Annotated in this window: 23 protein-coding genes, 1 pseudogene and 1 riboswitch; of the genes and pseudogenes, 9 read left to right on the plus strand and 15 right to left on the minus strand. The window is 71.8% G+C overall.

The window, feature by feature from the left end; genetic code table 11:
- Positions 1-145: 145 nt before the first annotated feature.
- Complete coding sequence (locus tag ACFXJ8_RS14085) at positions 146-580, minus strand: MarR family transcriptional regulator (RefSeq protein ID WP_379644274.1); 435 nt, start codon at positions 578-580, stop codon at positions 146-148.
- 121 nt (positions 581-701) lie between these two features.
- Here ACFXJ8_RS14085 and ACFXJ8_RS14090 point away from each other — a divergent pair, with 121 nt between their 5' ends.
- Complete coding sequence (locus ACFXJ8_RS14090) at positions 702-1568, plus strand: NAD(P)H-binding protein (protein WP_379644275.1); 867 nt, start codon at positions 702-704, stop codon at positions 1566-1568.
- A gap of 189 nt (positions 1569-1757) precedes the next feature.
- Here ACFXJ8_RS14090 and ACFXJ8_RS14095 read toward each other — a convergent pair whose 3' ends face one another.
- Both ACFXJ8_RS14095 and ACFXJ8_RS14100 read right to left on the minus strand, forming a co-directional pair.
- Positions 1758-1970 (minus strand): hypothetical protein, encoded by a 213-nt coding sequence (locus ACFXJ8_RS14095; RefSeq protein WP_379644276.1) that lies wholly within the window; start codon positions 1968-1970, stop codon positions 1758-1760.
- A gap of 65 nt (positions 1971-2035) precedes the next feature.
- Positions 2036-2266 (minus strand): annotated as a pseudogene (locus ACFXJ8_RS14100) (MBL fold metallo-hydrolase); the annotation flags it as partial.
- On the opposite strand from ACFXJ8_RS14100, the gene ACFXJ8_RS14105 reads away from it, so the two are divergent.
- The gene (locus tag ACFXJ8_RS14105) at positions 2159-2920 is read left to right on the plus strand and encodes a LysR family substrate-binding domain-containing protein (RefSeq protein ID WP_379644466.1); all 762 of its coding nucleotides are present in this window, start codon (positions 2159-2161) and stop codon (positions 2918-2920) included. The pseudogene ACFXJ8_RS14100 and the gene ACFXJ8_RS14105 sit on opposite strands and share 108 nt — an antisense overlap.
- 352 nt (positions 2921-3272) lie before the next feature.
- Here ACFXJ8_RS14105 and ACFXJ8_RS14110 read toward each other — a convergent pair whose 3' ends face one another.
- Genes ACFXJ8_RS14110 through ACFXJ8_RS14130 form a run of 5 tightly spaced genes read right to left on the minus strand, consistent with a single transcriptional unit; the run spans position 3273 to position 9635 of the window.
- Positions 3273-4721, minus strand: coding sequence for a PucR family transcriptional regulator (locus ACFXJ8_RS14110; RefSeq protein WP_379644277.1), 1449 nt, complete (start codon positions 4719-4721; stop codon positions 3273-3275).
- Entirely contained in the window at positions 4718-5740 is a 1023-nt protein-coding gene (locus ACFXJ8_RS14115) for a DUF917 domain-containing protein (protein WP_379644278.1), read from the minus strand. The genes ACFXJ8_RS14110 and ACFXJ8_RS14115 overlap by 4 nt, the downstream gene beginning before the upstream one ends.
- A 4-nt stretch (positions 5741-5744) precedes the next feature.
- Complete coding sequence (locus tag ACFXJ8_RS14120; RefSeq protein WP_379644279.1) at positions 5745-6791, minus strand: DUF917 domain-containing protein; 1047 nt, start codon at positions 6789-6791, stop codon at positions 5745-5747.
- A complete protein-coding gene (locus ACFXJ8_RS14125; RefSeq protein WP_379644280.1) occupies positions 6784-8322 on the minus strand; it encodes a hydantoinase/oxoprolinase N-terminal domain-containing protein in 1539 nt (512 codons plus the stop codon). Before ACFXJ8_RS14125 ends, ACFXJ8_RS14120 begins: the two co-directional genes overlap by 8 nt.
- Positions 8319-9635: a purine-cytosine permease family protein gene (locus ACFXJ8_RS14130; RefSeq protein WP_379644281.1), complete on the minus strand. Its 1317-nt coding sequence runs from the start codon at positions 9633-9635 to the stop codon at positions 8319-8321. Before ACFXJ8_RS14130 ends, ACFXJ8_RS14125 begins: the two co-directional genes overlap by 4 nt.
- Before the next feature lie 318 nt (positions 9636-9953).
- Between ACFXJ8_RS14130 and ACFXJ8_RS14135 the strand changes: the two genes are divergently transcribed.
- Positions 9954-10958: an aldo/keto reductase gene (locus ACFXJ8_RS14135; RefSeq protein WP_379644282.1), complete on the plus strand. Its 1005-nt coding sequence runs from the start codon at positions 9954-9956 to the stop codon at positions 10956-10958.
- Positions 10959-10971: 13 nt separating this feature from the next.
- Positions 10972-11556: a TetR family transcriptional regulator gene (locus tag ACFXJ8_RS14140; protein WP_379644283.1), complete on the plus strand. Its 585-nt coding sequence runs from the start codon at positions 10972-10974 to the stop codon at positions 11554-11556.
- 233 nt (positions 11557-11789) lie between these two features.
- Here the strand turns inward: ACFXJ8_RS14140 and menD are convergent, their stop codons facing one another.
- Entirely contained in the window at positions 11790-13448 is a 1659-nt protein-coding gene (gene menD / locus ACFXJ8_RS14145; protein WP_379644284.1) for a 2-succinyl-5-enolpyruvyl-6-hydroxy-3-cyclohexene-1-carboxylic-acid synthase, read from the minus strand.
- Complete coding sequence (locus ACFXJ8_RS14150) at positions 13445-14371, minus strand: o-succinylbenzoate synthase (RefSeq protein WP_379644285.1); 927 nt, start codon at positions 14369-14371, stop codon at positions 13445-13447. Before ACFXJ8_RS14150 ends, menD begins: the two co-directional genes overlap by 4 nt.
- A gap of 51 nt (positions 14372-14422) precedes the next feature.
- Here ACFXJ8_RS14150 and ACFXJ8_RS14155 point away from each other — a divergent pair, with 51 nt between their 5' ends.
- The 3 genes from ACFXJ8_RS14155 (at position 14423) to ACFXJ8_RS14165 (ending at position 17506) form a co-directional block, all read left to right on the plus strand.
- Positions 14423-15574: an AMP-binding protein gene (locus tag ACFXJ8_RS14155; RefSeq protein ID WP_379644286.1), complete on the plus strand. Its 1152-nt coding sequence runs from the start codon at positions 14423-14425 to the stop codon at positions 15572-15574.
- Between the two features lie 60 nt (positions 15575-15634).
- Complete coding sequence (locus tag ACFXJ8_RS14160) at positions 15635-15997, plus strand: hypothetical protein (RefSeq protein WP_379644287.1); 363 nt, start codon at positions 15635-15637, stop codon at positions 15995-15997.
- Between the two features lie 171 nt (positions 15998-16168).
- Positions 16169-17506 (plus strand): RNA polymerase sigma factor, encoded by a 1338-nt coding sequence (locus tag ACFXJ8_RS14165; RefSeq protein WP_379644288.1) that lies wholly within the window; start codon positions 16169-16171, stop codon positions 17504-17506.
- 188 nt (positions 17507-17694) lie between these two features.
- On the opposite strand, the gene ACFXJ8_RS14170 is transcribed toward ACFXJ8_RS14165, so the two are convergent.
- Positions 17695-18093 (minus strand): hypothetical protein, encoded by a 399-nt coding sequence (locus tag ACFXJ8_RS14170; protein WP_379644289.1) that lies wholly within the window; start codon positions 18091-18093, stop codon positions 17695-17697.
- A 148-nt stretch (positions 18094-18241) separates the two neighbouring features.
- Between ACFXJ8_RS14170 and ACFXJ8_RS14175 the strand changes: the two genes are divergently transcribed.
- A complete protein-coding gene (locus ACFXJ8_RS14175; protein WP_379644290.1) occupies positions 18242-18802 on the plus strand; it encodes a TetR/AcrR family transcriptional regulator C-terminal domain-containing protein in 561 nt (186 codons plus the stop codon).
- A 240-nt stretch (positions 18803-19042) separates the two neighbouring features.
- On the plus strand, positions 19043-19240 hold the full coding sequence (locus ACFXJ8_RS14180; RefSeq protein WP_354906855.1) for a DUF5999 family protein: 198 nt from the start codon (positions 19043-19045) through the stop codon (positions 19238-19240).
- 3 nt (positions 19241-19243) lie between these two features.
- On the opposite strand, the gene ACFXJ8_RS14185 is transcribed toward ACFXJ8_RS14180, so the two are convergent.
- The 4 genes from ACFXJ8_RS14185 to ACFXJ8_RS14200 all read right to left on the minus strand — a co-directional run bounded on the left by ACFXJ8_RS14185 (position 19244) and on the right by ACFXJ8_RS14200 (position 25039).
- On the minus strand, positions 19244-19825 hold the full coding sequence (locus ACFXJ8_RS14185; RefSeq protein ID WP_379644291.1) for an alpha/beta family hydrolase: 582 nt from the start codon (positions 19823-19825) through the stop codon (positions 19244-19246).
- 386 nt (positions 19826-20211) lie between these two features.
- On the minus strand, positions 20212-21027 hold the full coding sequence (locus ACFXJ8_RS14190) for a hypothetical protein (RefSeq protein WP_379644292.1): 816 nt from the start codon (positions 21025-21027) through the stop codon (positions 20212-20214).
- Between the two features lie 276 nt (positions 21028-21303).
- On the minus strand, positions 21304-24144 hold the full coding sequence (gene gcvP, locus ACFXJ8_RS14195; protein ID WP_379644293.1) for an aminomethyl-transferring glycine dehydrogenase: 2841 nt from the start codon (positions 24142-24144) through the stop codon (positions 21304-21306).
- A 148-nt stretch (positions 24145-24292) separates the two neighbouring features.
- Positions 24293-24384: riboswitch (glycine riboswitch) on the minus strand.
- A gap of 34 nt (positions 24385-24418) precedes the next feature.
- On the minus strand, positions 24419-25039 hold the full coding sequence (locus ACFXJ8_RS14200) for a MerR family transcriptional regulator (protein WP_379644294.1): 621 nt from the start codon (positions 25037-25039) through the stop codon (positions 24419-24421).
- Positions 25040-25083: the final 44 nt, after the last annotated feature.

Below are 25083 nucleotides of genomic sequence, written 5' to 3' on the forward strand. Positions count from 1 at the left end.
GAGGCTGGGGCACGCCAGCACAGTCACATACCCCAGCCTTCTCGCGCAGGGAAACCGATCGATCACCTCGTGCGATCTAGCCATGTAGTACTAGGTCGAAGATGTGTGCGCGAGGCGGCTGCGCGGCGCTAAGGGGCTGGGCGTCTCAGTCGCCAGACAGTGCGGCGGTGGCGTCGCGGCCGGCGCCGGTGGCGCGGCGCAGGAAGCCGGCCAGCAGGTCCAGCTCGGCTTCGGTATACCCGGCGCAGATCTCGTCCATCGCATGGTTCATGCCGGAGTAGAGCCGGAACAGCTCCGCGTTGCGCTCAGGCAGCGCCCTGATCAGTACAGCGCGGCGATCGGCGGTGTCGCGCTCGCGGACCACCCACCCGGCCCGTTCCAGCCGGTCGAGGATGCCAGTCAGCGTGGCGGGATGCAGCCCGGCCTGTCGCGCCAGGGCGGTGGGGCTCATCGGCCCGTGCCGACCGATGAGGTCGAGGCAGTCGAGGTCCACGTCCTTCAGCTCCGCCCGTGCGCTCACCTGCCGATCGAGGAGGGACAGCTGGCCGCGCAGCTCGCGCAGCGCCTCCTTGATCGCCACCGTGGCCCGCCTACGAGGGCGCGCGTCATCCCCATCACCAGACGTGACGTAACTCATATCATATGACTTCCAAACTAGATGCTACGGTTTTCATATCATACGGCATGCGGAAGGAATCGCCATGATCCTCGTCATCGGAGCCACAGGCACCATCGGCCGCCCCCTCATCGACCTGCTCGCCGGCGCAAACACCAAGGTCCGCGCCGTCACCCGCACCACCGCACCCGCTGTCCTGCCTGCCACCGTGCCCGCCACGGTCGAGGTGGTGATCGGCGAACCGTCACGGCCCAGCACCCTCGCCGGGCACCTGGACGGGGTCACCGCGCTGTTCCTCCACCCGCGGGCCGTGAGCGAAGCGGCGGCCGAGCTCGTCGCGCTGGCCAAGAAGCACGGGGTGCGGCGGGTGGTGGCGCTGTCGGCCATCAACATCGACGAACCTCTCGACCATCAGCCGTCGCGCTTCCGCGGTGACCGCAACAAGGAGGCGGAGGAGGCCGCCGTCGCCAGCGGCCTGGAGTGGACGAGCCTGCGCGCGTCGAGCTTCGCGGTCAACGCCCTGACCAGCTGGAGCGGCCAGATCAAGGCGGGCGACGTGGTCCGCGGCCCGTACGCAGGCTTCGCGGAGACGCCGATCGACGAGCGCGACCTCGCGGCGGTGGCGGCCCACGCGCTGCTGACCGACGACCTGGTGAACCAGCGCACCTACCTGACCGGCCCGCAAGCTCTCACGCACGCGCAGATGGTGGAGATCATCGGCAGGACCATCGGCAGGCCGCTGTCCTACACGGAGGTCCCGCCGGAAGCCGCCGCCCAGGGCCTGATCGCCCGCGGCATCCCCGAGCCCTTCGTCACCGCGCTCATGGCACGGTACGCCCGCGACCTCGGCAAGTCGCCGCGGGTGACCGACGACGTGGCACGGATCCTCGGCCGGCCGGCTCACACCTTCGCCTCCTGGGCCGAGGAGCACGCGTCGGCGTTCGGTGGCTGAAAACGGGCGCTTGGGGCTGAAGAGCAGACATTCGGGGCCGAAGGACCGGCGGCCATGGCCGGAGAATCACGGACGGGGCCGGGGCGTGCCGTTGCGGAGCCCGGCCCTGTGCAGGTCCACCACAGAGGAGCAGAACCCTGGCAGCCGAGACGAACCCAAGGATTCACACATCAGTTCACCCTGAAGGACCTACAGTTCGCCTGAAAAGAAGCGCCCACCGAGCTGATCGAGGATCTGGAGCCAGCCACAGCTGGTCCCCTCGATCAGCGCGGGCGTGACCATACCGGTCGCCAGGTCACCGGAGAAGAGGTCGCCGGTGTCGGGACGGTAGTAGACGTTCGCGGTGTCGGACTCGCCGTGGATGAACGTGGCGGTCTCGAAGCGGAGGCCGCCGGCCTGCAACGGTGCGCGTCCTCGAAGGTCCGGTCGGCGTAGGTGCGCTTGGCGGGGAAGTCCGCGTTCGCCGAACGGGCCAGCGGGTAGAAGCCCCGACTGCCCTCCCGCATCGTCTTGTCGGTCGCCTTGGACGCGTAGAGGGTGGCCTTGGGGAACGCCTCGTGGAAGGCGCCCGCCCCGCCAACATGGTCGGGATGGGAGTGGGTGAGCAGGATGGCGGCGACCGGCTTGCCGGTCTTCTTGATCTCCGCCACCGCTTTCCGGGCATTGGCCGGCGTGCGCAGGGTGTCGATGAGGACCAGGCCCTCCGGTGTCTGGATCCAGTAGCCGCCGACGCCTCACGGCTGACCGTGGGCATGTCGACCAGTGTCGGACGCGGCCTCTCGGGAACGCTGCGGGAACGGTTCACCGAACGCCGTCCGGGCTGCGACCTGCGGCTGCGCCAGGTCAACTGGACCGACCCCAAGGCGGGCCTGGCCGAGGGCGAGGTCGACGTGGCGTTCGTCTGGCTGCCGTTCCCCGGTCAGGACGATCTCAACGTCCGGGTCCGAGAGCCGCGCTGGGTCGCGTTCCGGCACGACCACTGGCTGGCCGAACGGGACGAGGTCGACTTTGCCGAGCTCCTGGACGAGAAGTTCCTGGCGCTTCCCCAAAGCGCCGGGCTGCTCCGCGACCACTGGCTCGCGACCGACGAGCGCGGCGGGCGGCCACCGGTGGTCTGCACGACCGTGACGAACGCCGAGGAGACCTTCGCGGCGCTTGAGAGCGGCGACACCATCGTCCTGCTTGCCGCCGGCAACGCCGAGATATACCGGCGGCCGGCGATCATGACCATCCCGGTCACGGGTCTGTCTCCGAGCGTGCTCGCCCTCGCGTGGCGGCCCGGCGATCATCGCAGCACCATCCGTGACCTGGTCGAGGCCCTGTCGCCCGAGCCGCAGCGCCTTCGGACGTGATCCCCCGTTCGCTCGTGGTGGCCTCGGAAGCGGCGGCGGGTGGCGCTGAACTCTCGCGCGACGGGATGACGCCAGCGGGCTGAGCACCACAGGTGGATTCGCACGGCGCGGGTGGACGGCTGAGGACCGGCCCAAGCCGGGACAGGGTGAACCGGCATGGCGGACGCACCACGGCATCGCACGGTTCTGCACCCCAGGCTGGAAGGACGACGGCGTGGAGCCAGAGGGGTGATGGGGGCGGGGGTGGCGGGGATGGCTGGGATGGCTGGGATGGCTGGGCGCCGGCGAGGGGAGAGGGTAGCCGGGGGGCGGGTGCGGCGGCGGCCGGGCTCGTCAGCTCTGGAGGATCCGGTCACTGGTCCGGGGCGGCGACACGGCAGGCCAGGTGGAGCGCCAGGCGGGTGTCGGCATCGGTGAGATCGACACCGAGCAGCCGCTCGATCTTGGCGATCCTGCGGGCCACCGTGTTCCGGTGGACGCCGAGCACGGCCGCCGTGTCGATCAGGGAGGACTCCGTGTCCAGGTACACGGTGAGCGTCCTGGTGAGGTCACCTGGGTCGGCTGCCAGCGCGGCGAGCAGGGATCTGGCCGCAGGGACGAAGGTGTCCGTCCTGGTCCAGGCCAGCAGCAGCTGGGCGAGTCCGAGCCGGTCGACGTGGACGAACCTGCCGGTCTCCGCGCGGGCGGCGGCCAGCCGAGCGGCGTCACGCGCCTCCGACAGGCTGCGGGCGATGCCGCCGGGGCCGTGGTGCGGGCGGGCCATGCCGACGAGCGGGTCGAGGTCGGCCATGCGGCGCTGGGCCTGGCGTACCAGGAGCGCGAGCCTGTTCACCGCGTCGGCGTCCGGCTCGATGTCGGTGGTCACCCAGGCGACCCAGCCGCCGTCCTCCGCGACGACGACCGCGTCGACGGACACCGCTGACAGGGTGGCGACGATGTCGCCGGTCAGGGTCACCACGTCGACGGGACGGCTCACGTCGATGCGGATCCCCGTGTGCCAGCCGTCCAGCCGCCAGCCCGCCTCCGCGGCCCGCCGCCGCAGGGACGGGCCGGGGTCATCGCCCGCCTGCAGCAGCTCGCCGAGCAGGGCGGAGCTGCGTCTGGCGTCGCGTTCCAGTTCCAGCCTGCGCAGCGCCAGCGCCCGCTGAGCCGCGGCCGCGGCCACCGCGAGCACCTCCTCGCCGCCGGCCGTACCGGCCACGACGAGCCACAGCTCCGCGCTGCGGCCTTCGAGCGCGAGCACCGGCACGGCGACGCCGCCGCCCGCCAGCCGCTGGCGCACCGGCAGCGACACCCTGACGTGCTCGTCGATCGGCGGGCCGAGCAACAGGGCCCCGTCCCTGGCCAGCACCGTGACCTCCGCCTGCACCACCGCGCTGGCCAGATCGCGCATCTCCTCCAGCGTGGGGGTGCCGGTGTCGAGCGCCCGGTGCGCGGCCAGTACCCGCCTGGCCGCGTCCACGTCGGGCGAGGCGATCAGCACCGCCAGCCGTACGGCCGTGTCCAGCGGGTCGCCGGGGCAGCCGAGCACCGGCGTCGCCAGCCGCTCGGCGAGCAGAACGGTGCTGCGCAGCAGCGGATCCGTCCCAGGCACCATCAGTGCCGCCGCGCCCGCCTCGACCGCCTTGCTCAGCTCGGCGTCGAGCCGCCAGCTGGTCCTGTCGGGATCGAGCAGCACGACCAGGTCACCGGTGCCGGCCGCGCCCACCGCCATGCGGATGCCGGTCACCTGCCGTCCGGGCGCGGCCGGGCCACCGAGCACGGTCAGGTCGGCCCGATCCAGGAGGTCGGCGACGTTCATGGCCGGCCGTCGAGGAGGCGGGGCGACACGTCGATGCCGAAGGCGGCCGGCCAGACCTGCGGCAGCCGGTCGGGCCGCCGCCAGAAGGAGGGCCCGGGCAGCTGGAGCACCTCCACGCGCGGGCCCTGCCGTACCTCGTCGCAGGCCAGGGGCCGCCCCGTCCTCGCTTCGAGCAGGCAGATCACGTCGGGCGTGGTCGCGACGGGCACGCCGTCGGCGAACACGACCTGGTACTCGTTCTCCATCTCCACGCGCAGCACCGCGCCGCCGTCGTCGAGGATCGTCACCCTGCCGTCGCCGCCCGCCGATCTGACCACCTCGACGACGCGCCCCGCTCCGTGCAGGCGCCCGCCGAGCGCGGGAGCGCGAGGTGCCCGCTCCGGCAGGCCCAGCATGGTACGGCCGAGGGCCAGCGCCCGCGAGAGGCTGCCGACGACGGCCTGCTCCGGCAGGTCGGCCGCGCGGATCGGCCAGTGCGCGAACGCGGCCCACCCGCCGCAGGCCCGCAGCGCGCCGCGCATCAGCCGCTCGCCCGCTTCGGGATCGAACCGGTCCATGATCGTGGTACGGCCGGCCGCGTCCACCAGCGCGTACGGCCCGGCCTGCACACCCTTGCGCGAGGTCGATGACTGCCCCAGCCTGGGGAAGGCCCGCCCCATGAGATCGGCGTCGACCACGGGACGCTCGCAGGAGAAGACCATCAGCCCGTTGATGCCGGCGGCCTCGATCGACATTATCGCGTCGACCCTGCTGCCGCTCCAGCGGGCCACGGCCGCGATGGCCGCGACCATCTCGGCGCCCGATGGCGGTTTCTCCTCGAGCATCCCTGTCGCTCCAGCCAGCCCTACCGGGACGACCATGGCGCCGGGCGGCAGCTCGGACACGGGAACGAGCGGCACGGGGGCCGCGCGCAGCTTGACCCGCAGCACCCGCGCGGCCGTCGCCGTGCGGCCGCCACCGCCGGAGCCGAGCAGGACGCAGCCGCGCTCGAGGGCGGCGACGTCCTGCTCTTCGATCACCCTTCTAGAGTGTCACGGGGTCGAGGTCGTAGCCGAAGTACCTGGGCCCCGCCAGCGCCAGGCCCTCGGGGGTCAGCCAGCGCGGGTCGCACGGCGCGGCCAGCACGGCGACGCGGTGGCCGTACCTCAGCGCCTCGGTCGTCACCGGGTCACCGGTCTGCTGGTCGAGGACGCAGATCAGGTTGGGCGTGGTGGCCACCGGGACGCCGTCCAGCTCCGCCAGCAGGTGCTCGTTCTGGAACGACAGCCGCAGCAGTTCGCCCGCGCCGCCCTTGAGCCTGGCCGTACCGCGGGCGAAGCCGCCATGGGTGCGGCGCTCGACGTCGAGGACCTTGCCGGTGAACAGGACGCGGCCGCCCAGCCGCTCGGCGACCGCGGCCGCGGCCTCGCCGCGCCTGGCCGCCACCAGCGCGCCGAGCTCGGCGCTGAGCGAGAGCGTGGCGGGCACCATGGACTCACGGGCCTTGGCTCCGTCCATGGCGTACAGGACGGTGGTGGCCGAGCCGCCCATCTCCACGGTGGCCGCCCTGGCCAGCCGCTCCGTCCAGTGGTTGCCGACGGTGTCGAGGACCGACCTGTTGCCCTTGTCGTCGGCCAGCGCCATGGGAGAGGCGCGCACGCCGTAGAGGGCGGGGATGAACATCTGCAGCTCGGGAAAGGCCCGGCCCATGCCGTCGGCGTCTATGAGCGGCAGGCCGAGCCTGGCCGCCGCGGCCACGGGGATCAGCGAGTTGACCCCTCCCACCTCGGCGCAGGCGATGTGGGTGGGGCGGCGGCCGAGGTAGCCGCACAGGGCTTCGACGGCGTTGGACAGCTCCGCGCTCGACGGCAGCTTCTCCACCATCACGGTGGGAGCGCCCATCCCGGCGACGGGCAGCACCATCGCGTCGTCGGGCACCTCCGCCAGCGGGACCAGCTCGACGGGCCCGTGCTCGCGCAGCGCGGCGCGGGCCATCAGCCGCCCGATGTAGGGGTCCCCGCCACCGCCGGTGCCCAGGATCGCCGCCCCTCTGGCGATGTCGGCCAGGTGCTCGAGCCTGATCTCACGCATGTGCGGCCTCCTCGATGGACAGCTCTCCGACCGCCTTGACCTTGATCCTGATGGCGTCGCCGGGCAGGTAGGGCAGTGGGATCTCGTCGAGCTCGACGATGTCGACGCTACGGGGCCTGGCGCCGCCCGCGATCGCCCGGTCCACCGCCTCCTGCCGGGCCTCGTCGAGGATCTTCTCCCTGCGCCCGGGCGCGACCGTGTAGATGCGGTCCACCTCGCCGCCGACCTGCGCGATGGCGGCGCCGATCGCGTTGGCCACCGAGTAGTGCTCGGGCCTGCGGACCTCGCCGCACGCCGCCAGCTCGTCGGGCAGGAGGATGGATCCGCCGCCCACGGCCACGACGGGAAGCGGCTCGGGGCTGGTCCGCATGCGCTCCACGGCCTCGGCCACATGGTCGGCGATGCGCTCGAGCACCGCGCCGACCAGATCCTTGTCCAGGTGCGCGACCAGCGAGGGATCGCCGATGTCGGCGCGCCCCGCGGCGACCGCGATGTCGGTCGCGGTCAGCGTCGAGCCGCCGAAGACCAGCGCGTGCTCGGCGAGCAGGTATCCGACGGAGTCAGGACCGACCCGGTGGCCCGGATGCACGCGGCTGCCGCCGCCGATGCCGATCGACAGCACGTCGGGCATGCGGAAGTTCGTCCTGACGCCGGCGACTGTGACCTCGGCGGTCGCCTCCCTGGGGAAGCCGGCGTTGAGAACGCCCACATCGCTCGTCGTCCCGCCGATGTCGACGACGGCGCAGGTGCCGAGCCCGGACAGCACGGCGGCGCCGCGCATGGAGTTCGTCGGACCCGAGGCGAACGTGGCCACCGGATAGCGCCTGGCGAACTCCAGGTCCATCAGCGTGCCGTCGTTCTGGCTGAGGTAGAGGGGCGCGGCGATCCCGAGCCCGGCCATCGCCTGGCCCAGCCCGTCCACGATGTCGTCGGCCAGCTCGCGCAGCGCCGCGTTGACGATCGTGGCGTTCTCCCGTTCCAGCAGCCCGATCCTGCCGATCTCGTGCGAGAGCGAGATGGGCACGCCGGGCAGTTCCTCGGCCAGGATCTGCGCGGCCCGCTCCTCGAACTCGATGTTCACAGGGGAGAAGATGGAGGAGATCGCCACCGATCGGATGCCGCGGGCTCTGATGTCCTCCGCGGTACGGCGCAGCTCGTCCTGATCCAGTTCGGAGATGGTCCGCCCGTCGAACTCGTGACCGCCGTGGCACAGGTAGCCGCGTCCCGACACGGCCTCGACCAACGGATCGGGCCAGTCGACGAAGGGCGGCAGTGCCGTGGTGGCGGGCAGCCCGAGCCGTACGGCGGCCGTGGGCGCGAGGCGATCGGCCTCAACGAGCGCGTTGATGAAGTGCGTGGTGCCGATCATCACGGCGTGCACCGGGCCATGGAGTTCCAGGCCCGCGATGGCGGAGACGATGCCGCCGGTGACGTCCTTGCTGGTGTTCCGCTTGACCGCGGCGACCACCCGGTTGCCGTCCATCAGGACGGCGTCGGTGTTCGTGCCGCCGACGTCTATGCCGATCCTCACGCATTCGCCCCTTCCGCGTTCTCGGTCGCGCTGGCCCCGACCTCGGTGATCAGGCCGAGCCGTCCGCACGCCACGTAGAGCGCGAAGGCGGCCACCAGCGAGTTGACGCTGCCCAGGCCGGCCGTGACGAACACGCCGATCAGCGTGGCGACCACCCAGATGACCAGCGTCACGGGCACCCACATGGGGGCGCCGGCCGGGGCGGCGCCGGTGTCGCGGCCCTCGGCGAGCCGGCCGCGCCAGCGGCGGACGACGAAGTACTCGGCGATCATGATTCCGGCGATCGGCGGGAAGACCACGCCCAGCAGGATCAGGAAGTCGGTGAACCGGTCGAGGATGCCCGCGGCCCCGAGCAGCGTTCCCGCGACGCCGACGAGCGCGGTGATCAGGACGCGGCTCGGGCGGCGGCCGCTGACCACGCCGATGAAGGTGAGCAGCCCGAGGCCGGCCGAGTAGAGGTTCCAATCGTTGATCTTCAGCGTGCCCGCCACGATCACCAGCGTCCCGACCAGGCCGACGGAGGAGACGACGATCGCGATGATGTCGGAGCTGCCGACGGCGTGGGCCAGCAGGACTCCGGCCAGCCCGATGACGTACTCGCCCAGAGTGACCCCGATGACCGTCTGCTTGATGACGTCGCCCGCGTTGCGGTTGAACCGCGTCATGTCGGAGGTGATCACGGCGCCGACCATGAGGCTTCCCGCCACCAGCGCCGTGCCCTGCACCACCGTCATGGGCGGGCCCGGAGGCGGGGAGGAGACGAGCGCGCCGAGGGAGTGCCCGCTCAGTTCCGAGATGATCGACCAGGCCACCAGGGCGAGGAACAACGGGACCGTGACGTACGCGGTCCAGGCCATCGAGCGGAACCCGGCGATCACGATGGCGGTGACCGCCAGGCCGAAGCCGATCGCCCACACCCATTCCGGTGGGCCGCCGATCAGGGCGTGCAGGCCGCGGGCGGAGATCCCGGACTGGATGCCGAACCAGCCGACCAGGCTGATCCCGATGGCCAGCCCGATCACCGCGGAGCCGCCGCGACCGAAGCCGGTCCATCTGGCGAGCATGGAGGTGGACAGGCCCTCGCGCATGCCGATGATCCCGACGAGGATCATCGCGGCCTCCAGGATGAGCGCGCCGAACGTCAGGGCCCAGAACGCGTCCCAGAAGCTCAGGCCGAAGCCGAGCGCTGCGCCCAGCATGAACTGGGTCAGCGCGGACACCTGCCCGAACCGCTGAACGGCGACCGACCACCAGGGATAGCGGGCGCTCGCGGGTACTCGGCTGAGTGAGTAGTCGTCGACTGCAGGGGCCATGGTGCCCTCCCAAGAGACAAGCTTGGGAGAACGCTAGGGGCGACACGGATAACTGCATAGATGCAGATCGCACCATATATCCGGGCGGGTGGGGCACTATGCACCGCCACCGGGCGGCGTTCCTTCCGGAGGGGAGGAGGCCGGCCAGATTGGCCGTGCCCTTGGTCCTGATGATGTAGCCGCCTGTATAGCGGAAGGAGCCGGCCTCCATGGTGCCGGACTCCCGGTTGCGAATCGCCATGCACCTTGGCCGAACATTGCACAATCATGGGCTGACAGATTTTGAAATCTGTCAGCCCATGTGCCATAGTCGTCACCATGAGAACTCTCGGAACCACCGGCCCCCGCGTCTCCGACCTCGGCCTGGGCGCCATGGGCATGTCCGACCTGTACGGCCCCGCCGACGAGGCCGAGTCCATCGCCACCATCCACGCCGCGCTCGACGCCGGCATCACCCTTCTCGACACCGGCGACTTCTACGGCATGGGCCACAACGAGCTGCTCATCCATGACGCGCTCAAGGGTCGCGACCGCGACGCCGTGCAGATCAGCGTGAAGTTCGGCGCCCAGCGCGACTACGACGGCAACTGGCTCGGCTTCGACGGCCGCCCCGCCACGGTGAAGACGTCACTCGCCTACACCCTTCGCCGCCTGCGCACCGATCATGTCGACATCTACCGGCTCTCCCGCGTCGACCCCGCCGTACCCATCGAGGAGACCGTGGGCGCCATCGCCGAGGAGGTCGAGAAGGGCCACGTCCGGCACATCGGCCTGTCAGAGGTCGGCGCCGACACCATCAGGCGCGCGCACGCCGTCCACCCGATCGCGGACCTGCAGATCGAGTACTCCCTGCTGTCCCGTGACATCGAGGCCGCCATCCTGCCGACCTGCAGGGAGCTCGGCATCGGCGTCACCGCGTACGGCGTGCTGTCGCGCGGCCTGCTCAGCGGCCACTGGTCGAAGGACCGCCGGCTCGCCGCGGGCGACTTCCGCTCGGTCAGCCCCAGGTTCGGCGGTGACAATCTCGCGCACAACCTGGCGCTGGTCGAGGGCCTGCGCGACCTCGCCGCCACCAAGGACGCGACCGTCGCGCAGCTCGCGATCGCCTGGGTCCTCGCCCAGGGCGAGGACATCGTCCCGCTCATCGGCGCCCGCCGCCGTGACCGGCTCGCGGAGGCGCTCGGCGCGCTCGACGTGAGCCTGACCCGTGACGACCTCGACCGCATCCAGTCGGTCATCCCGGCAGGCTCGGCCGCCGGAGGCCGCTACGCCGCCGCGCAGCTGGCCCACCTCGACAGCGAGCAGCCTGACGTCGACAACTGACAGACTTGGTCACATGACAGATGGCACCCTGAACGCCGAGCAGATCATCACCGCCGCCCAGGACGTCCTGCGCAGGTACGGACCTGCCAAGACCACGGTGGTCGACGTGGCGCGGGCGCTCGGGGTCAGTCACGGCAGTGTCTACCGGCACTTCCCCAGCAAGGCCGCGCTACGGGAGGCCGTCACCCAGCGCTGGCTCGACGAGTCGCACGCCCCGCTGATGGCTGCGGTCAGGACCCCTGGGCCCGCGGGCGCCCGCCTGCACAATTGGCTGGCCGTCCTGTTCGCCGCCAAGAGGAAGAAGGCTCTCGACGATCCCGAGCTGTTCGCGACCTACATGGTCCTGGTCGCGGAGTCGAGTGAGGTCATCGAGCGGCACCTGGCGGACCTGGTCGGCCAGGTGGAACGGATCATCGGGGACGGCGTGGCCAGAGGCGAGTTCACACCGGTGGACGTGCGTGCGACGGCGCGTGCCGTGTTCGACGCGTCAGTGCGCTTCCATGATCCCCTCTTCGCGCCGGACTGGAGCAAGCCGGGCATCGAGCGCGCGTTCGACGCCGTCTGGGACCTGATCCACGCGGGCCTCGCCAAACGCTGACCAGAAGCCCGGTCGCGCGGACCGCTCGCACGCCGCTCACCCGAACGTGCCGGCCCACCCGGACTTCGGCGGCAGCCGCGGCACGCGTTTCCGGGATGGTGGGTCCGGAGAGTTCCGGGGTGTGGCCACGGCGTCACCGACGCCGCGGCCGTCTTCATCCGCAGGTCGACCACGAACCTGCTGACCAGGTTCGCCAGGGGACCCGCGGGCTCGCTCCAGCGGCCGTCCGGCCGTCAGCCGAGGACGTCGCGGACCGCCGCCTGTGCGACCTCTCTCAACTGCGCGTGCAGGACCGCGTTCGACTCCCGGTCGGTGCGGACCTCCACCACGCGCAGTCCCTCGCCGCGAATCGCCTTGGGCAGGTCGGAGATCTCCTCCACCAGCTGGTACGGCGTCCCGGTGGCGGCCGCCAGGTACCCCAGGTCCACCCCGTGCGGCGTGCCGAACACCCGCTCGAACGGATCTCTGACCCCCGCCTGCGGCAGCAACGAGAAGATCCCGCCCCCGTCGTTGTTCACCACGACCAGGCACAGGTCGGGACGCGGTTCCCTGGGACCCAGGATCAACCCGTTCTGGTCGTGCAGGAACGTCAGGTCGCCCAGCAGCGCGTACGAGGGCCCGTTGTGCGCCAGCGCCGCCCCGATGGCCGTCGACACGAGCCCGTCGATCCCCGAGACGCCCCGGTTGGCCAGCAGCCGCAGCCCGCGCCTGGGCCGCATCGCCTGGTCGAGGTCCCTGATCGGCATGGACGACCCGCAGAACAGCAGTGCCCCGTTCGGCAGCGAGTCGGCCAGGTCCCTGGCGATGCGCGGCTCGGTCATCCCCGACGAGTCCAGGAGGGAGTCGACGGCCGTCCTGGCCGCGGCGTCGGCCCGCCGCCAAGAGTGCAGCCAGGCGTCGTCGCCGGCGGCGACGGGGATCTCGACCGCCTGCGCCACCTGGGTCGCCGACCGTGTCGGGTCGGGCCAGCGGGCCAGGTCGGTGGCCACCACGATGTGCTCTTCGGCTCGCCGCAGCCATGACAGCAGCGGCCTGGACAGTCCTGGGCGTCCGAGCGTGACGACCACGTCGGGCTGGTGGGCGTCGGCGAAGGACTGCATCCCCAGCAGGAAGTGGTAGGTGGAGATGGCGTGGTCGCCGTACCGGCCGCCGCCGTTGGGCTCCGACAGCACGGGCCAGCCCGCCATGCCTGCCGCGGCGATGTAGCGGCGCACGTTCGCCGCCCCGTCGCCGACGACGAGCACGCCGCGCCTGGTCGGCGGGAGGTGCAGCGCCACGGGCGGCGGCGCGACGCGGGCCCGCACCCACGATCCCGCCGTGTCGCCGTCGAGGGACTCGACCCACGAGGTGTCGCCGTCGGGGATCAGGGGCTCCCTGAAGGCCAGGTTCAGGTGGACCGGGCCGGGGTCGGAGGGCCCGAGCGCGCGCTGGTAGGCGCGGGCCGCCAGCGACCGCCAGTAGGCCACCTGGCCGGGCCGTTCCTCGGGCGTTCCGACCTCGGCGAACCACCTGGTGGAGTTACCGAAGATCTTCAGCTGGTCGATGGTCTGGTTGGCGCCGGTGCCGCGCAGCTCGGGCGGCCGGTCGGCGGTCAGCACCAGCAGTGGCACGCCCGACTCGCTCGCCTCGATCACCGCGGGGTGGAAGTTGGCCACCGCCGTGCCGGAGGAGCAGATCAGCGCGACCGGCCGTTCGGACCTGCGGGCCAGGCCCACCGCCAGGTAGGAGGCCGAGCGCTCGTCGATCCGCACGTGCAGCCGCACCCGCGACTCGGAGTGGAGGGCCAGCGCGAGCGGAGCCGAGCGGGACCCGGGAGCCATCACGACGTCGGTGAGGCCGCAACGCACGAGCTCGTCCACCAGCACGGTGGCGAGCGCGGTAGCCGGGTTCACAGGTCCGCCTCCTGCATCCGCCGCAGCCACGACGGCGACTCGATCTCAAACTCCGACAAAAGCGAATAATCCACTGCCGGACGGGACACCGGCAAGAACCCGTCGACGGGCGTCAGCGAGCCGTCCACCACGTCGCCCGCCAGCAGCGACATGGTCCCGAGGCCGCACGCGTACGGCAGGCTGGGCAGCGCCGCGGCCAGGGCGACCCCGGCCGCCAGCCCCACCGAGGTCTCCACCGCGCTCGAAACCACCGCGGGCAGCCCGCATGCCTCCACCACCCGCAGCGCCGCCCTGACCCCGCCCAGCGGCTGCACCTTCACCACGGCGATGTCGGCGGCCTCCGCGGCCCGCACCTTCAGCGGATCGTCCGCGCGCCTGATCGACTCGTCGGCCGCGATCGGCACCTCGACCGCCCGCCGCACCGCGGCCAGCTCGTCCAGCGTCGCGCAGGGCTGCTCGGCGTACTCCAGGTCGAAGGCGTCCAACGCCCTCAGGTGGCGGACCGCCGTCGGCACGTCCCACGCGCCGTTGGCGTCGACCCGCAGCTTGCCCGAAGGCCCCAGCGCGTCACGAACCGCCTCGACTCTTGCCAGATCGTCGGCGAAGCTCTGCCCCCGCTCGGCCACCTTGACCTTCGCGGTGCCGCAGCCCGCCTGCCGTACCAGCTCGTGGGCCCGCTCGGCCGAGACGGCGGGAACGGTCGCGTTGACCGGGATCCGCGAGCGCACCGGCGCGGGCCAGCCCTCGAAGGCCGCCTCACGCGCGCACGCCAGCCAGCGCGCGCACTCGCGCGGGCCGTACTCGGGGAAGGGCGAGAACTCCCCCCACCCCGCGGGCCCCTCGATCAGCACGCCCTCGCGGACCGTCTGGCCGCGAAAACGGGTGCGCATCGGGATCCGGAAGACCCGCGGCCCAGAACCCATCAACGCACCTTCCCAGCTGACGCCTCGTCTGTCGGCACTAACCTTACGAGCATGTGGAGGAACCCGTCGCATCCGGACCGGCCCCTGCGGGCGCTCGTGCTCCCGCCGGGCCCCCGGCTGTTCGCGGCGATCGCGGCGGCGCTGGACGGCGACGGCCCCGCCGTCCTCCCCCTGTCCCCCGACCACGCGGGCGCGGCCCTGCGCGCCCTGCGCCCGACCGAGATCGAGACCGTCGACGGGGTACGGCAGGCCGACGGGCCCGGCGTGCCCTCGGACGTCGCCGTCGTCATCGCCACCTCGGGCAGCACCGGCGCCCCCAAGGGCGTCATGCTGACCGCCGCGGCGCTCATGGCCTCCGCCGCCTCCTCCCTGCGCCGGCTGGAGGCCGCGCCCGGTGGTCGGTGGCTGTGCTGCCTGCCGCCGTCCCACGTCTCCGGCCTGCAGGTGCTCGTCAGGTCGCTGCTCGGCGGCACCGAGCCGATCATCCACGACCGCTTCGACCCCGAGGCCGTCGCCGCCTCCGGCGCCGATCACGTCTCGCTGGTGCCCACCCAGCTCCACCGCCTCATGGAGCGGGGCGCCGACCTCGGCGCCTTCGCCACCATCCTGCTGGGCGGCGCGGCGGCGCGGCCCGGCCTGCTGGAGGCCGCGCGCGCGGCGGGCGCCAGGATCGTCACGACGTACGGCAGCAGCGAGACCAGCGGCGGCTGCGTCTACGACGGCCTGCCCCTTGACGATGTCGAGCTCGCGATCAGGCAGGACGGCAGGATCCGCGTCGCGGGGCCCGTCCTGCTCTCCGGATACCGCTTCGGCGACAGCCCGGTGGAGGGTGGCTGGTTCACCACCTCCGACCTCGGCGCCATCGAGGACGGCAGGCTGCGCGTCCTCGGCCGCGCCGACGACGTGATCAACACCGGCGGCGAGAAGGTCGTCGCCGCCTCGGTCGCGAGCGTGCTCGCCCTCCACCCGGAGGTCGCCGACGTGGCCGTCGTCGGCCGCCCGCACCCGGAATGGGGTGAGGCGGTCGTCGCCGTCGTCGTGCCCGCCGACCCCGGCAGACCGCCCACTCTCGGCCAGTTGCGCGCCTACTCCCGCGAGCGGCTGCCCGCCTACGCCGCGCCCCGCGAGCTGCGGCTCTTGTCCGCACTTCCGCTGCTGCCGAATGGTAAAACCGATCTCGCGGCGCTTCGGACCGGAACCTGACGGCCACCGGCTGCGTCTTATAGGAGCGGCCGTCAAGGCCGGCAGAAGGAGGAGACCTTCATGAACCCATCCCGCAAGATGTGGGTGTCCGCGGCGGCCGTCGGCGTGATCGTCGTCGGGGGCGTCTCCGTCGCGGCGGCCGCCTCGGCGGGCAGGCTCGAGAAGGTGAGTCAGGAGACGAGGGCCGTCGTGAACACACCACCGGCGTCGTCCGATCAGCCCGCTGTGACGAACACCACGAATCCCGCGAACCCCGAGATCCCCGCCGGCACCGGCGGCGGCAACGACGACCCGGTGGTCTCCCACGAGGTCAACCAGGACCCGCAGGAAGTCGTCGACTACTGGACCGACACCCGCATGGAAGGCGCGGAGCCGATGCCCATGCCGGAGGCCCCTGGCAAGCTGAACGACGTCGACGACTAGGCGCTCCACGTCGTACGGGCGGCCGCCGGCTTGGCGGTCGTCCGTTTTTTCATCTCCGTACGGGAACAAATAGCTCCCGATGACGTTATTGATACTGGTGCGCCGAGCGGCCGGAGCCGCCCCACCACAAACTTTCTACTGACTGCGACTCCGTATGGAGGAGGTGTCCTCATGCCCCGAACCGCCGTGGCGACCTCGCCCGCGACCCTCGACCAGCTCCTTGACCGAGGGCGAGCTCAGGGTCACCTTTCCCTGGCGGAGCTGCGGGAGGCTTTTGCCGTAGCGGGGATCAGCCCGACCGAGGGCCGTTCCATCCTGCGCGAGCTCACGGAGGCCGGAGTGAGCCTGGCCGCCGAGAACGAGCCCGCGCTCGGGAAGGCCACCACCGCGAAGAAGGCGACCACCACGCGCAAGAAGAGCACGACCACGAAGACTGCCAAGACCACCGCGAAGGCCCCGAAGAAGGCCGAGACGGTGGCCGCCGACGCCGTGCCCGAGCAGGCCGCCGCCGAGGAAGTCGACGCGCCCGCGGACCTCGAGATGGCCGCGGAGGAAGCCGAGCTCGAGCAGGAGACGCTCGACCTCGACGACAACCAGTCGGTGATGGGCGACTCCGTCCACACCTACCTCAAGTCGATCGGCCGCCGCACGCTGCTGACCGCCGCCCAGGAGGTCGACCTGGCCCGGCGGATCGAGGCCGGCCTGTACGCCGAGTACAAGCTGGACAGCGACCCGAGCATCTCCCCCGCCTACCGCGACGACCTGGAGATGGTCATCGAGGACGGCAAGCGCGCCAAGGACCACATGCTGGAGGCCAACCTCCGCCTGGTCGTCTCGGTGGCCAAGAAGTACACCGACCGCGGCATGGCCCTGCTCGACGTCGTGCAGGAGGGCAACCTCGGCCTGATCCGCGCGGTGGAGAAGTTCGACTACACCAAGGGCTTCAAGTTCTCGACGTACGCGATGTGGTGGATCAGGCAGGCCATCCAGCGCGGCTTCGCCGACTCGGCGCGCACCATCAGGCTGCCGGTCCACGTCCTGGAGATGCTGTCGAAGCTGTCGCGCGTCGAGCGTGACATGCACCAGCGTCTCGGCCGCGAACCCACGCCCGAGGAGCTGGCCGTCGAGCTGGACAAGACGCCCGACCAGATCGAGGAGTTGCTGCGCACCAGCCGCCAGCCCATCTCGCTGAACGCCACCATCGGCGAGGACGGCGAGACGACGATCGGCGACCTGATCGAGGACGTCGACTCCCCCGAGGCGTCGGAGATCGTCGACCGCCAGCTGCTGGGCGACCAGCTGCGTGGCGTCCTGGACAACCTGTCGCCGCGTGAGGCGCGCATCATGGCGCTGCGGTTCGGCCTGGTGGACGGCAAGCCGCACACCCTGGACGAGATCGGCAAGCACCTGGGCCTGACCCGCGAGCGGATCCGTCAGCTGGAGAAGGAGTCACTCTCCAAGCTGCGCCACCCGAGCAACACCCGCCCCCTGCTCGACTGGGCGAGCTAGCCCACCAGAAGCGAACGCCTGGCACCACCCGTGAGGTGCCGGGCGTTCTTTTTGTTCCCTCAGCCGGACGGCGCGTGCTCAACGCCCTCGCCGGGGCGCAGGAGATGACCGGCAGGAACGGGCACCGTTCCCCGCGCTTCCTGTCGCCCGGGTGATCGACCTACTCGCGGGAAGGCCCTGAGCGGGGGTCAGCGAGCGGCGGGAACCGGGCGGGGCAGGCGCGGGATGCCGGTGAGCCTGTTCTCCTCGCGCAGGGTGCGCAGCCGGTCGACCTCGGCGGTCCACCGCGCGCCGTCCGGCGTTGCCTTGGCCTTGCGGCGGGCGATGCGGTCGTCGTAGGCCTTCACGCCGAAGGTGGAGCGCTGGCCCGCCTCGGCGGCGCGCAGCGCGTCGGTGAGCGCCTTGTCCAGCAGCAGACCGGCGGCGCGCAGCTCCAGCTCGGGCGCGTCGGCCTCACGCAGGTCGTGGACCACCGCCTCGGCCTGCCTGGCCTTCTCGATCAGGTCAGGGTAGCTCTTGGAGATCTCCTGGTCGGCGTGGAAGCGCACCTCGGCCTCACGGCTCACACGCGGACGGAAAAACGCCATCGGACAGCTCCCTTTCACTCGTTACGAGCGGTAGCGTACGCGGTTCGGCGCCCGAACACCCACTCGGATGGGCCATACCGGACAGCCCCGGCGCGCCGGTCGCGGGAATCAGGTGCCCGCCTTTACAAAGTATGGCAAGATGATCTCCATGCCCGCCAAGCGACCGCCTGTGCCCCTGTCCCGCGAGCGCATCATCGACGCCGCCCTGCACATCGCCGACGGACAGGGCCTGCGCAGGCTGACCATGCGCAGACTCGGCGACGCGCTCCAGGTGGAGGCCATGGCCATCTACCACCACCTGCCCCGTGGCAAGGAGGCGCTGATGGACGCGCTGGCCGAGCACGTGACCGCCATCCAGGTCGATCCCGCCACCAACTGGCAGGAGACGGCCAGGCAGTGGTGCAGGGCGCAGCGCGCGGCCCTCAGGGAGCATCCGGGGGTGCTCGCACTGGCCCTGACAAAACCCCCCAAAGGGGCTACGGCGATCGCCATCATGGAGCAGACCGAGCAGTTGACGGACGCGGGGCTGGCCAACGCCGCCGACGCCGTCCGCACGATGCGCGCCTTCGTCTTCGGCAGCGTCGCGGTGGAGGTCCAGCAGTCGGGATGGGCCGACCCCGAACGCGACACCTGGACCCGCCGCGACGAGCGGGCGGACGCCGACTTCGAACGCGGCCTGGAGGCGATGCTGCGCGGACTGGCCGCGTAGCCGAGGGTTTACCACTCCGTCGGCGTGTCGACGTTGGTCCGTTATCTTGCGTAAGGCACCCTGTGTGTCGTGGGTCACATGGTCTGGACCACCCCGGGGATCCTCCTTGAATCGTCCTAACGGGCTATGTCGGAAAGTGTGACGCACGCCGCACACTTGGCGCAGAATACGAATCAGCCAAAGACGCTCCCCCGTCGCTTCCAGCGAGGGAGTCACCCAAGAGATATCGGAGGCACGCCGATGTGCCCGCACGACCCGGCATGTCCGTCTGCTGAGGCGCCCGACCGTGAGGCGGCACGCACCCTCGCGTCGCATCCCGAGCAGGGATGGAGCCTTCTGTGCAACGGTGTGGTCCTGTTCGAGGACACCGGGGAACTCCTGCCCAGTGGCGATGTGATCGCTCCCCACAGGCCGCTGCCGCTGGTCGGCGCCGCCTGATCGTCAGTACCGCCCCGCGAGCCAGTCGGCGACCACCTCACCGACCTTCGCGGGGTCCTTCTTGAGGTCGTGTCCCTCGCCCCGCAGCACAACCAGGCGTGCCGCGTCGGCGGCGTCGGGCACCCCGAACGGATCCCTGTCCCCGTTCACCACCAGGACGTCGACGCCCGCGCCCCGCAACTCCTCCGCGCGGGAGTTCTCCGGCTTGCCCGGCGGGTGCAGGGGGAAGGCCAGCGCCACCACGGCGTCGGCACCGGCCGCCTTCGCCGTACGGCATGCGACCCTGGCGCCGTTGCTCCTGCCGCCCTGCACGAGCGGGAGCCCCGGATAGCGCTCGGTCAGCTCCTTGACGACGGCCAGCCACGCCTCGTCCTGCCGCGCGGGCGAGCCCGGCGCCCTGGCGCCCGCCCGCCGGAACGGCTGCGTCACCCTGGCCACCGTGGCGCCCCCGGCCAGGGCCGCTTCCCGTACGGCCAGCAGGTCGGGCGCGTCCACGCCCCCGGCCGAGCCGTGGGTGAGGACCAGCAGGAACCTGGGCCGCTCGACCTCGTCGACGTCGACCAGTGCCGCCCCCCGCGGCGTCATGATCTCCACCCTTCCCACGGTAGCCGCCCCGCTCTCCCCCACCGCGCACCGACCCACGCCCTCGGGGCATCGGCCTGCTGGATCCTCGCGCGCAAGCCGAGCCCGGAGCCGGGTGATCCCCGGCGCCTCGCGCGAGCGGGCGGAACGGCACACCCGGTGACCCCCAGGTTCGTCAGGCGCGACGGCCAGTCGCAGGACCCGAGGGCCGGACTCGGGACGCAAGGACCGGGGCGGGACGCGAGGACGGGCGCAAGGACCGGGGGCCGGACGCGGAGTGCGCGGATTCGTCAGGGGCGGAGGCCAGGGGTGAGGTGCCCGGGTGCGTCAGGCGCGCCGGCCGAGTGGTCGGTGCGCGGGCGTCGCCGATCGGGCCGCCGCGGGCGTGGTCAGGCGCCGGGGCCGAGGGAGTCTCTGCCGAGGCGGAGTCGTACCTGCGCGGCCAGTTCCTCGTCGGCGTGGGTGAGGCCGTAGTCCCAGACCTGGTCGGCGTCGTCGGTGCGCCCCCGCAGCGGCAGCGTGCGGGCCAGCAGTTCGATGGCCAGCGCGCTGGTCTCCGCCTCCTGCCCGAACTCGACCGCGCCCGCGAACTCCGCGCACGCCAGCTCCAGGTGGGCGATGCCGAGCAGGACCCGCAGCCGCCCCTCGTGGGCGCCCTCGGCCAGCGGCAGCGCCTCGACCAGCACCGCGGCGGCCTCCCCCGGCTCGCCGTTGTCCAGCAGCAGTTCGGCCAGCTCCCTGGCCGCCCGTGAGCTCAGGTCGGGGTCGCCGACGGAGATCGCCGCACGCAGCTCGCGTTCGGCCTCCTCCTCGCCCGCGGCCAGGTGGGCCAGCGCGAGGTGCGCCAAGGGGAGGTAGGCGGCCGTCCCGACGCCGATGACGGCCTGCCAGGCGGCCCTGGCCTGCTCGGCGTTGCCCTCGCGCTCGAAGCCGCGGGCCAGGTGACAGGCGGCCTGCGCGGCGTATTCGGGGTGTCCGGTGGCCAGGGCGGCCCTGGCGGCGGCCCTGGCTCCCGCCACGTCGCCCCGCTCCTCCAGCACCACGGCGAGCCCCACGGCCGCCTGCGCGCTGTCGCTTCCCTGCGGGTCGGCCGCGAGCTCGGCGAAGATCGCGGCAGCGCCGTCGAGGTCGCCACTCTCGGCGAGACGGCGGGCCTGTTCGAGCGGGCCGGTGGTCAGCGGGGTGTCGAGCTCGGGGGACGTCAACAAGGCTCCTTCGACGGCGGCCGGCCGATGCGATCAAGAGTGGCGATCAAGCGGTGGCGATCAACGTCGAGCCTAACGATTCCGGGCCGCCACGTCGCCCGACATGACCATCCTGTGCACCGGCGTTGGCCCCGCACGGAGCCGAACGGGCGGCACCCCACGAGAGAGCCGCCCGGACAGAGCCCAACGGGCGGCACCCCGTGGAAGAAGCACGCAGCCGAACGGGCGGCCTCCCCGTGGGAGAGGAGAGCCGCCCGTTCCCGGTCGCCCGGCCGGTCAGTCCTCGTACGCCGACAGGGGCGGGCAGGCGCACACGAGGTTGCGGTCGCCGTAGGCCTGGTCGATCCTGCGGACGGGCGAGAAGTACTTCCCGTCGCGCAGCCCCTGGACGGGGTAGGCGGCCTCGGTCCGCGGGTACGGGTGCGGCCACTCGTCGGCCACCAGCGACTCCGCGGTGTGCGGGGCGTTGCGCAGCGGGTTGTCGGTCTTGTCGTAGGAGCCGTCGGCCACCTTGGCGATCTCGCCGCGGATGGCCACCATCGCCTCGACGAACCTGTCGATCTCGGCCAGGTCTTCGCTCTCGGTCGGCTCGATCATGAGCGTGCCCGCGACGGGGAAGGACATTGTCGGCGCGTGGAAGCCGTAGTCGATGAGGCGCTTGGCCACGTCGTCGACCGTGACGCCGGTCTCCTTGGTGATCTGGCGCAGGTCGATGATGCACTCGTGGGCGACCAGGCCGCCGCGCCCGGTGTAGAGGACGGGGTAGTGCGGGGCCAGGCGGCGGGCCAGGTAGTTGGCCGACAGGATGGCCTGCTCGGTGGCGGCCTTGAGGCCCTCGCCGCCCATCATCCTGACGTAGGCCCACGAGATCGGCAGGATGCCCGCCGAGCCGTACGGCGCGGCGGAGACGGGGCCGACCGGCGAGCCGTTGTGCAGCGGGTGACCCGGCAGGTAGGCGGCCAGGTGGCCGCGGACGGCCACGGGACCCACGCCAGGCCCGCCACCGCCGTGCGGGATGCAGAAGGTCTTGTGCAGGTTGAGGTGGGAGACGTCGGCGCCGAACTCGCCGGGCTTGGCGAGGCCGACGAGGGCGTTGAGGTTGGCCCCGTCGACGTAGACCTGGCCGCCCGCCTCGTGGACCTTGGCGCAGACCTCGGTGATCGTCTCCTCGTAGACGCCGTGCGTGGACGGGTAGGTCACCATGATCGCGGCCAGCGACTCGGCGTGCTTGGCGATCTTGGCGTCGAGGTCGTCCAGGTCGACGTTGCCGTCGTCGTCGCAGGCCACGACCACGACGCGCATGCCCGCCATGACCGCGCTGGCGGCGTTGGTGCCGTGCGCGGAGGAGGGGATGAGGCAGACGTCGCGGTGGGTGTCGCCGTTGGCGCGGTGGTAGGCGCGGATGGCCAGCAGCCCGGCGAACTCGCCCTGCGAGCCGGCGTTCGGCTGGATGGAGACGGCGTCGTAGCCGGTCACCTCGGCCAGCCAGCCCTCCAGCGTCTCGACCAGCTCGACGTAGCCGCCGGCCTGCTCGACGGGCGCGTAGGGGTGGATGCCGGCGAACTCGGGCCAGGTGATGGGCTCCATCTCCGTGGTGGCGTTGAGCTTCATCGTGCAGGAGCCGAGCGGGATCATCGACCGGTCGAGCGCGATGTCCTTGTCCTGGAGCCTGCGCAGGTAGCGCAGCATCGAGGTCTCGGAGTGGTGGCTGTGGAAGACCGGGTGGGTGAGGTACTCGCCCTCCCTGGCCAGTCCCTCGGGCAGCGCGTCCTCGGCCGCCAGGTCGGTCAGCGAGACACTCACGCCGAAGGCGGCGGCGACCTGCTCCAGGTGGGCCAGGGTGGTCTTCTCGTCGCAGGCGATCGAGACGTGGTCGGCGTCGACCGTCCAGAGGTTGATCCCGCGCTCGGCGGCCGCGGCGACCACCTGGGCGGCCCTGCCGGGCACGCGGGTCAGCACGGTGTCGAAGAAGACGTCGTGGACGACCTCGACGCGGCCCGCGCGCAGGGCGGCGGCCAGCGTGACGGCCATGCGGTGGGTGCGCTGAGCGATGCGGCGCAGCCCCTCGGGGCCGTGGTAGACGGCGTACATGCCGGCGATGACGGCCAGCAGCACCTGGGCGGTGCAGATGTTGCTGGTGGCCTTCTCGCGGCGGATGTGCTGCTCGCGGGTCTGCAGGGCCAGGCGGTAGGCCGGGTCGCCGTCGACGTCCACCGACACGCCGACGAGCCGTCCTGGCATCTGCCGCTGCAGGCCCTCGCGGACCGACATGTAGGCGGCGTGCGGGCCGCCGAAGCCGAACGGCACGCCGAAGCGCTGCGAGGAGCCGATCGCGATGTCGGCGCCGAGGTCGCCGGGGGCGGCCACCAGCGTCAGCGACAGCAGGTCGGCGGCGGCCACGACGAGCGCGTTGTGCGCGTGCGCCGCCTCGGCCAGGGCGCGGAAGTCACGCAGCCGGCCGGAGGCGCCGGGGTACTGCACGAGCACGCCGAAACACTCGGGCAGCTCGCCGTCGAGGGAGTCGACGACCAGCTCGATGCCCAGCGGCTCGGCCCTGGTGGCCAGGACGGCCTTGGTCTGGGGCAGCGCGTCGGCGTCGACGACGAAGACGTTGCTCTTGGACTTGCCCGCCCTGCGCGCCAGCGTCATCGCCTCGGCGGCGGCCGTGGCCTCGTCCAGCAGGGACGCGCCGGCCACGTCGAGGCCGGTCAGGTCGGAGACGACGGTCTGGAAGTTGAGCAGCGCCTCAAGCCGGCCCTGGGAGATCTCAGGCTGGTAGGGCGTGTAGGCGGTGTACCAGCCGGGGTTCTCCAGCAGGTTGCGCCTGATCACCGCGGGGGTGATCGTGTCGTGGTAGCCCAGGCCGATCATCGAGGTGAGCACCTGGTTGCGGTCGGCCAGCGAGCGCAGCTCGGCGATCACTTCGGTCTCGCTGGCCGCGGCGGGCAGCCTCAGCTGGTCCTTGGCCCTGATGGCCTCAGGTACGGCGACCGCCACCAGGTCGGCGACCGACTCGAAACCGACCGCCTCCAGCATCTTGGCCTGCTCGGCGTCCGAGGGACCGATGTGGCGGGTCGCGAAAGGCGGTGCAGCGAGATCGCTGAGGGGCTCGGTCATGGAACTGCCTCCCAAGGCTGGTGGAGAGCGCACGGGCGTATGCCGGGTCTCCCCCTCTGTCATCAACCTGAGAGGTTCGCCCGCGAGGTCGCGGGCTTGCACCGTCGGTGAGACGCGCCTGGCTGGCGTGCCTGCTTTCCAGAGTTGCCTCACCCGAGCGGTACTGGATGCCTGAGAGATTCCGGGGAGGGTTGCTCCTTCGGCGCCCCGGTCGGCCGGGGACTCTCCCGCACGGGGTCGTCAGCTTCAGCCCTAGGCTACCAGCGTTCGGCAATCAGCCCAGTCGGCGGGCCTTGCGGCGCTGGGCCAGTTCGTCAGCGGGGTGGTCGGCCGGGACTGTGTCCTCGACCGCCGCTCGTTCCCCCGGCAGCTCCGCGAGCGATCCCTCGACCTCGCGCCAGACCCTGCCGAGCGCGATGCCGAACACTCCCTGACCGCCCTGCAGCAGGTCGATGACCTCGTCGGCCGAGGTGCACTCGTAGACGCTCACGCCGTCGCTCATGAGCGTGATCCCGCTCAGGTCGCCGATGCCTCTGTCTCTCAGGTGTTGTACGGCGGTGCGGATCTGCTGGAGCGACACGCCGGTGTCGAGGAGCCGCTTGACGACTTTGAGCACCAGGATGTCGCGGAAGCTGTAGAGCCGCTGAGAGCCGGAGCCCTGGGCGGCTCTTATCGTGGGCTCGACCAGGCCGGTGCGCGCCCAGTAGTCGAGTTGCCTGTAGGTGATGCCGGCCGCCGCGCAGGCCGTCGGGCCGCGATAGCCGATGTCGCCAGGCAGAGCCGTGGGCTGCTCGTCGAAGAGCAGGCCCTGCTCACCCGCACGCTGGCGCGCACTCTCGCGCCGCACCGGGTCTTCCTGGCCGGCCGTCTTTCCCTCGCCGCTGCTGACCGCCACGCGGACCTCCGGCTTTCTCTCATCCCGTGGTCTGATCTGGGGGT

It is taken from the genome of Nonomuraea sp. NPDC059194 (assembly GCF_042754765.1).
Classification (GTDB): Bacteria; Actinomycetota; Actinomycetes; order Streptosporangiales; family Streptosporangiaceae; genus Nonomuraea.

Bases quoted from the DNA above. Each gene is read 5' to 3' on its own strand.
- ACFXJ8_RS14165 (WP_379644288.1), top strand. From the start codon at position 16,169: ATGCCCCGAACCGCCGTGGCGACCTCGCCCGCGACCCTCGACCAGCTC.
- ACFXJ8_RS14185 (WP_379644291.1), bottom strand. From the start codon at position 19,825: ATGACGCCGCGGGGGGCGGCACTGGTCGACGTCGACGAGGTCGAGCGG.
- ACFXJ8_RS14135 (WP_379644282.1), top strand. From the start codon at position 9,954: ATGAGAACTCTCGGAACCACCGGCCCCCGCGTCTCCGACCTCGGCCTG.
- ACFXJ8_RS14120 (WP_379644279.1), bottom strand. From the start codon at position 6,791: ATGCGTGAGATCAGGCTCGAGCACCTGGCCGACATCGCCAGAGGGGCG.
- ACFXJ8_RS14150 (WP_379644285.1), bottom strand. From the start codon at position 14,371: ATGGGTTCTGGGCCGCGGGTCTTCCGGATCCCGATGCGCACCCGTTTT.
- ACFXJ8_RS14170 (WP_379644289.1), bottom strand. From the start codon at position 18,093: ATGGCGTTTTTCCGTCCGCGTGTGAGCCGTGAGGCCGAGGTGCGCTTC.
- ACFXJ8_RS14160 (WP_379644287.1), top strand. From the start codon at position 15,635: ATGAACCCATCCCGCAAGATGTGGGTGTCCGCGGCGGCCGTCGGCGTG.
- ACFXJ8_RS14090 (WP_379644275.1), top strand. From the start codon at position 702: ATGATCCTCGTCATCGGAGCCACAGGCACCATCGGCCGCCCCCTCATC.
- ACFXJ8_RS14140 (WP_379644283.1), top strand. From the start codon at position 10,972: ATGACAGATGGCACCCTGAACGCCGAGCAGATCATCACCGCCGCCCAG.
- ACFXJ8_RS14130 (WP_379644281.1), bottom strand. From the start codon at position 9,635: ATGGCCCCTGCAGTCGACGACTACTCACTCAGCCGAGTACCCGCGAGC.
- ACFXJ8_RS14110 (WP_379644277.1), bottom strand. From the start codon at position 4,721: ATGAACGTCGCCGACCTCCTGGATCGGGCCGACCTGACCGTGCTCGGT.
- ACFXJ8_RS14155 (WP_379644286.1), top strand. From the start codon at position 14,423: ATGTGGAGGAACCCGTCGCATCCGGACCGGCCCCTGCGGGCGCTCGTG.
- ACFXJ8_RS14180 (WP_354906855.1), top strand. From the start codon at position 19,043: ATGTGCCCGCACGACCCGGCATGTCCGTCTGCTGAGGCGCCCGACCGT.
- gcvP (WP_379644293.1), bottom strand. From the start codon at position 24,144: ATGACCGAGCCCCTCAGCGATCTCGCTGCACCGCCTTTCGCGACCCGC.
- ACFXJ8_RS14105 (WP_379644466.1), top strand. From the start codon at position 2,159: ATGGGAGTGGGTGAGCAGGATGGCGGCGACCGGCTTGCCGGTCTTCTT.
- ACFXJ8_RS14175 (WP_379644290.1), top strand. From the start codon at position 18,242: ATGCCCGCCAAGCGACCGCCTGTGCCCCTGTCCCGCGAGCGCATCATC.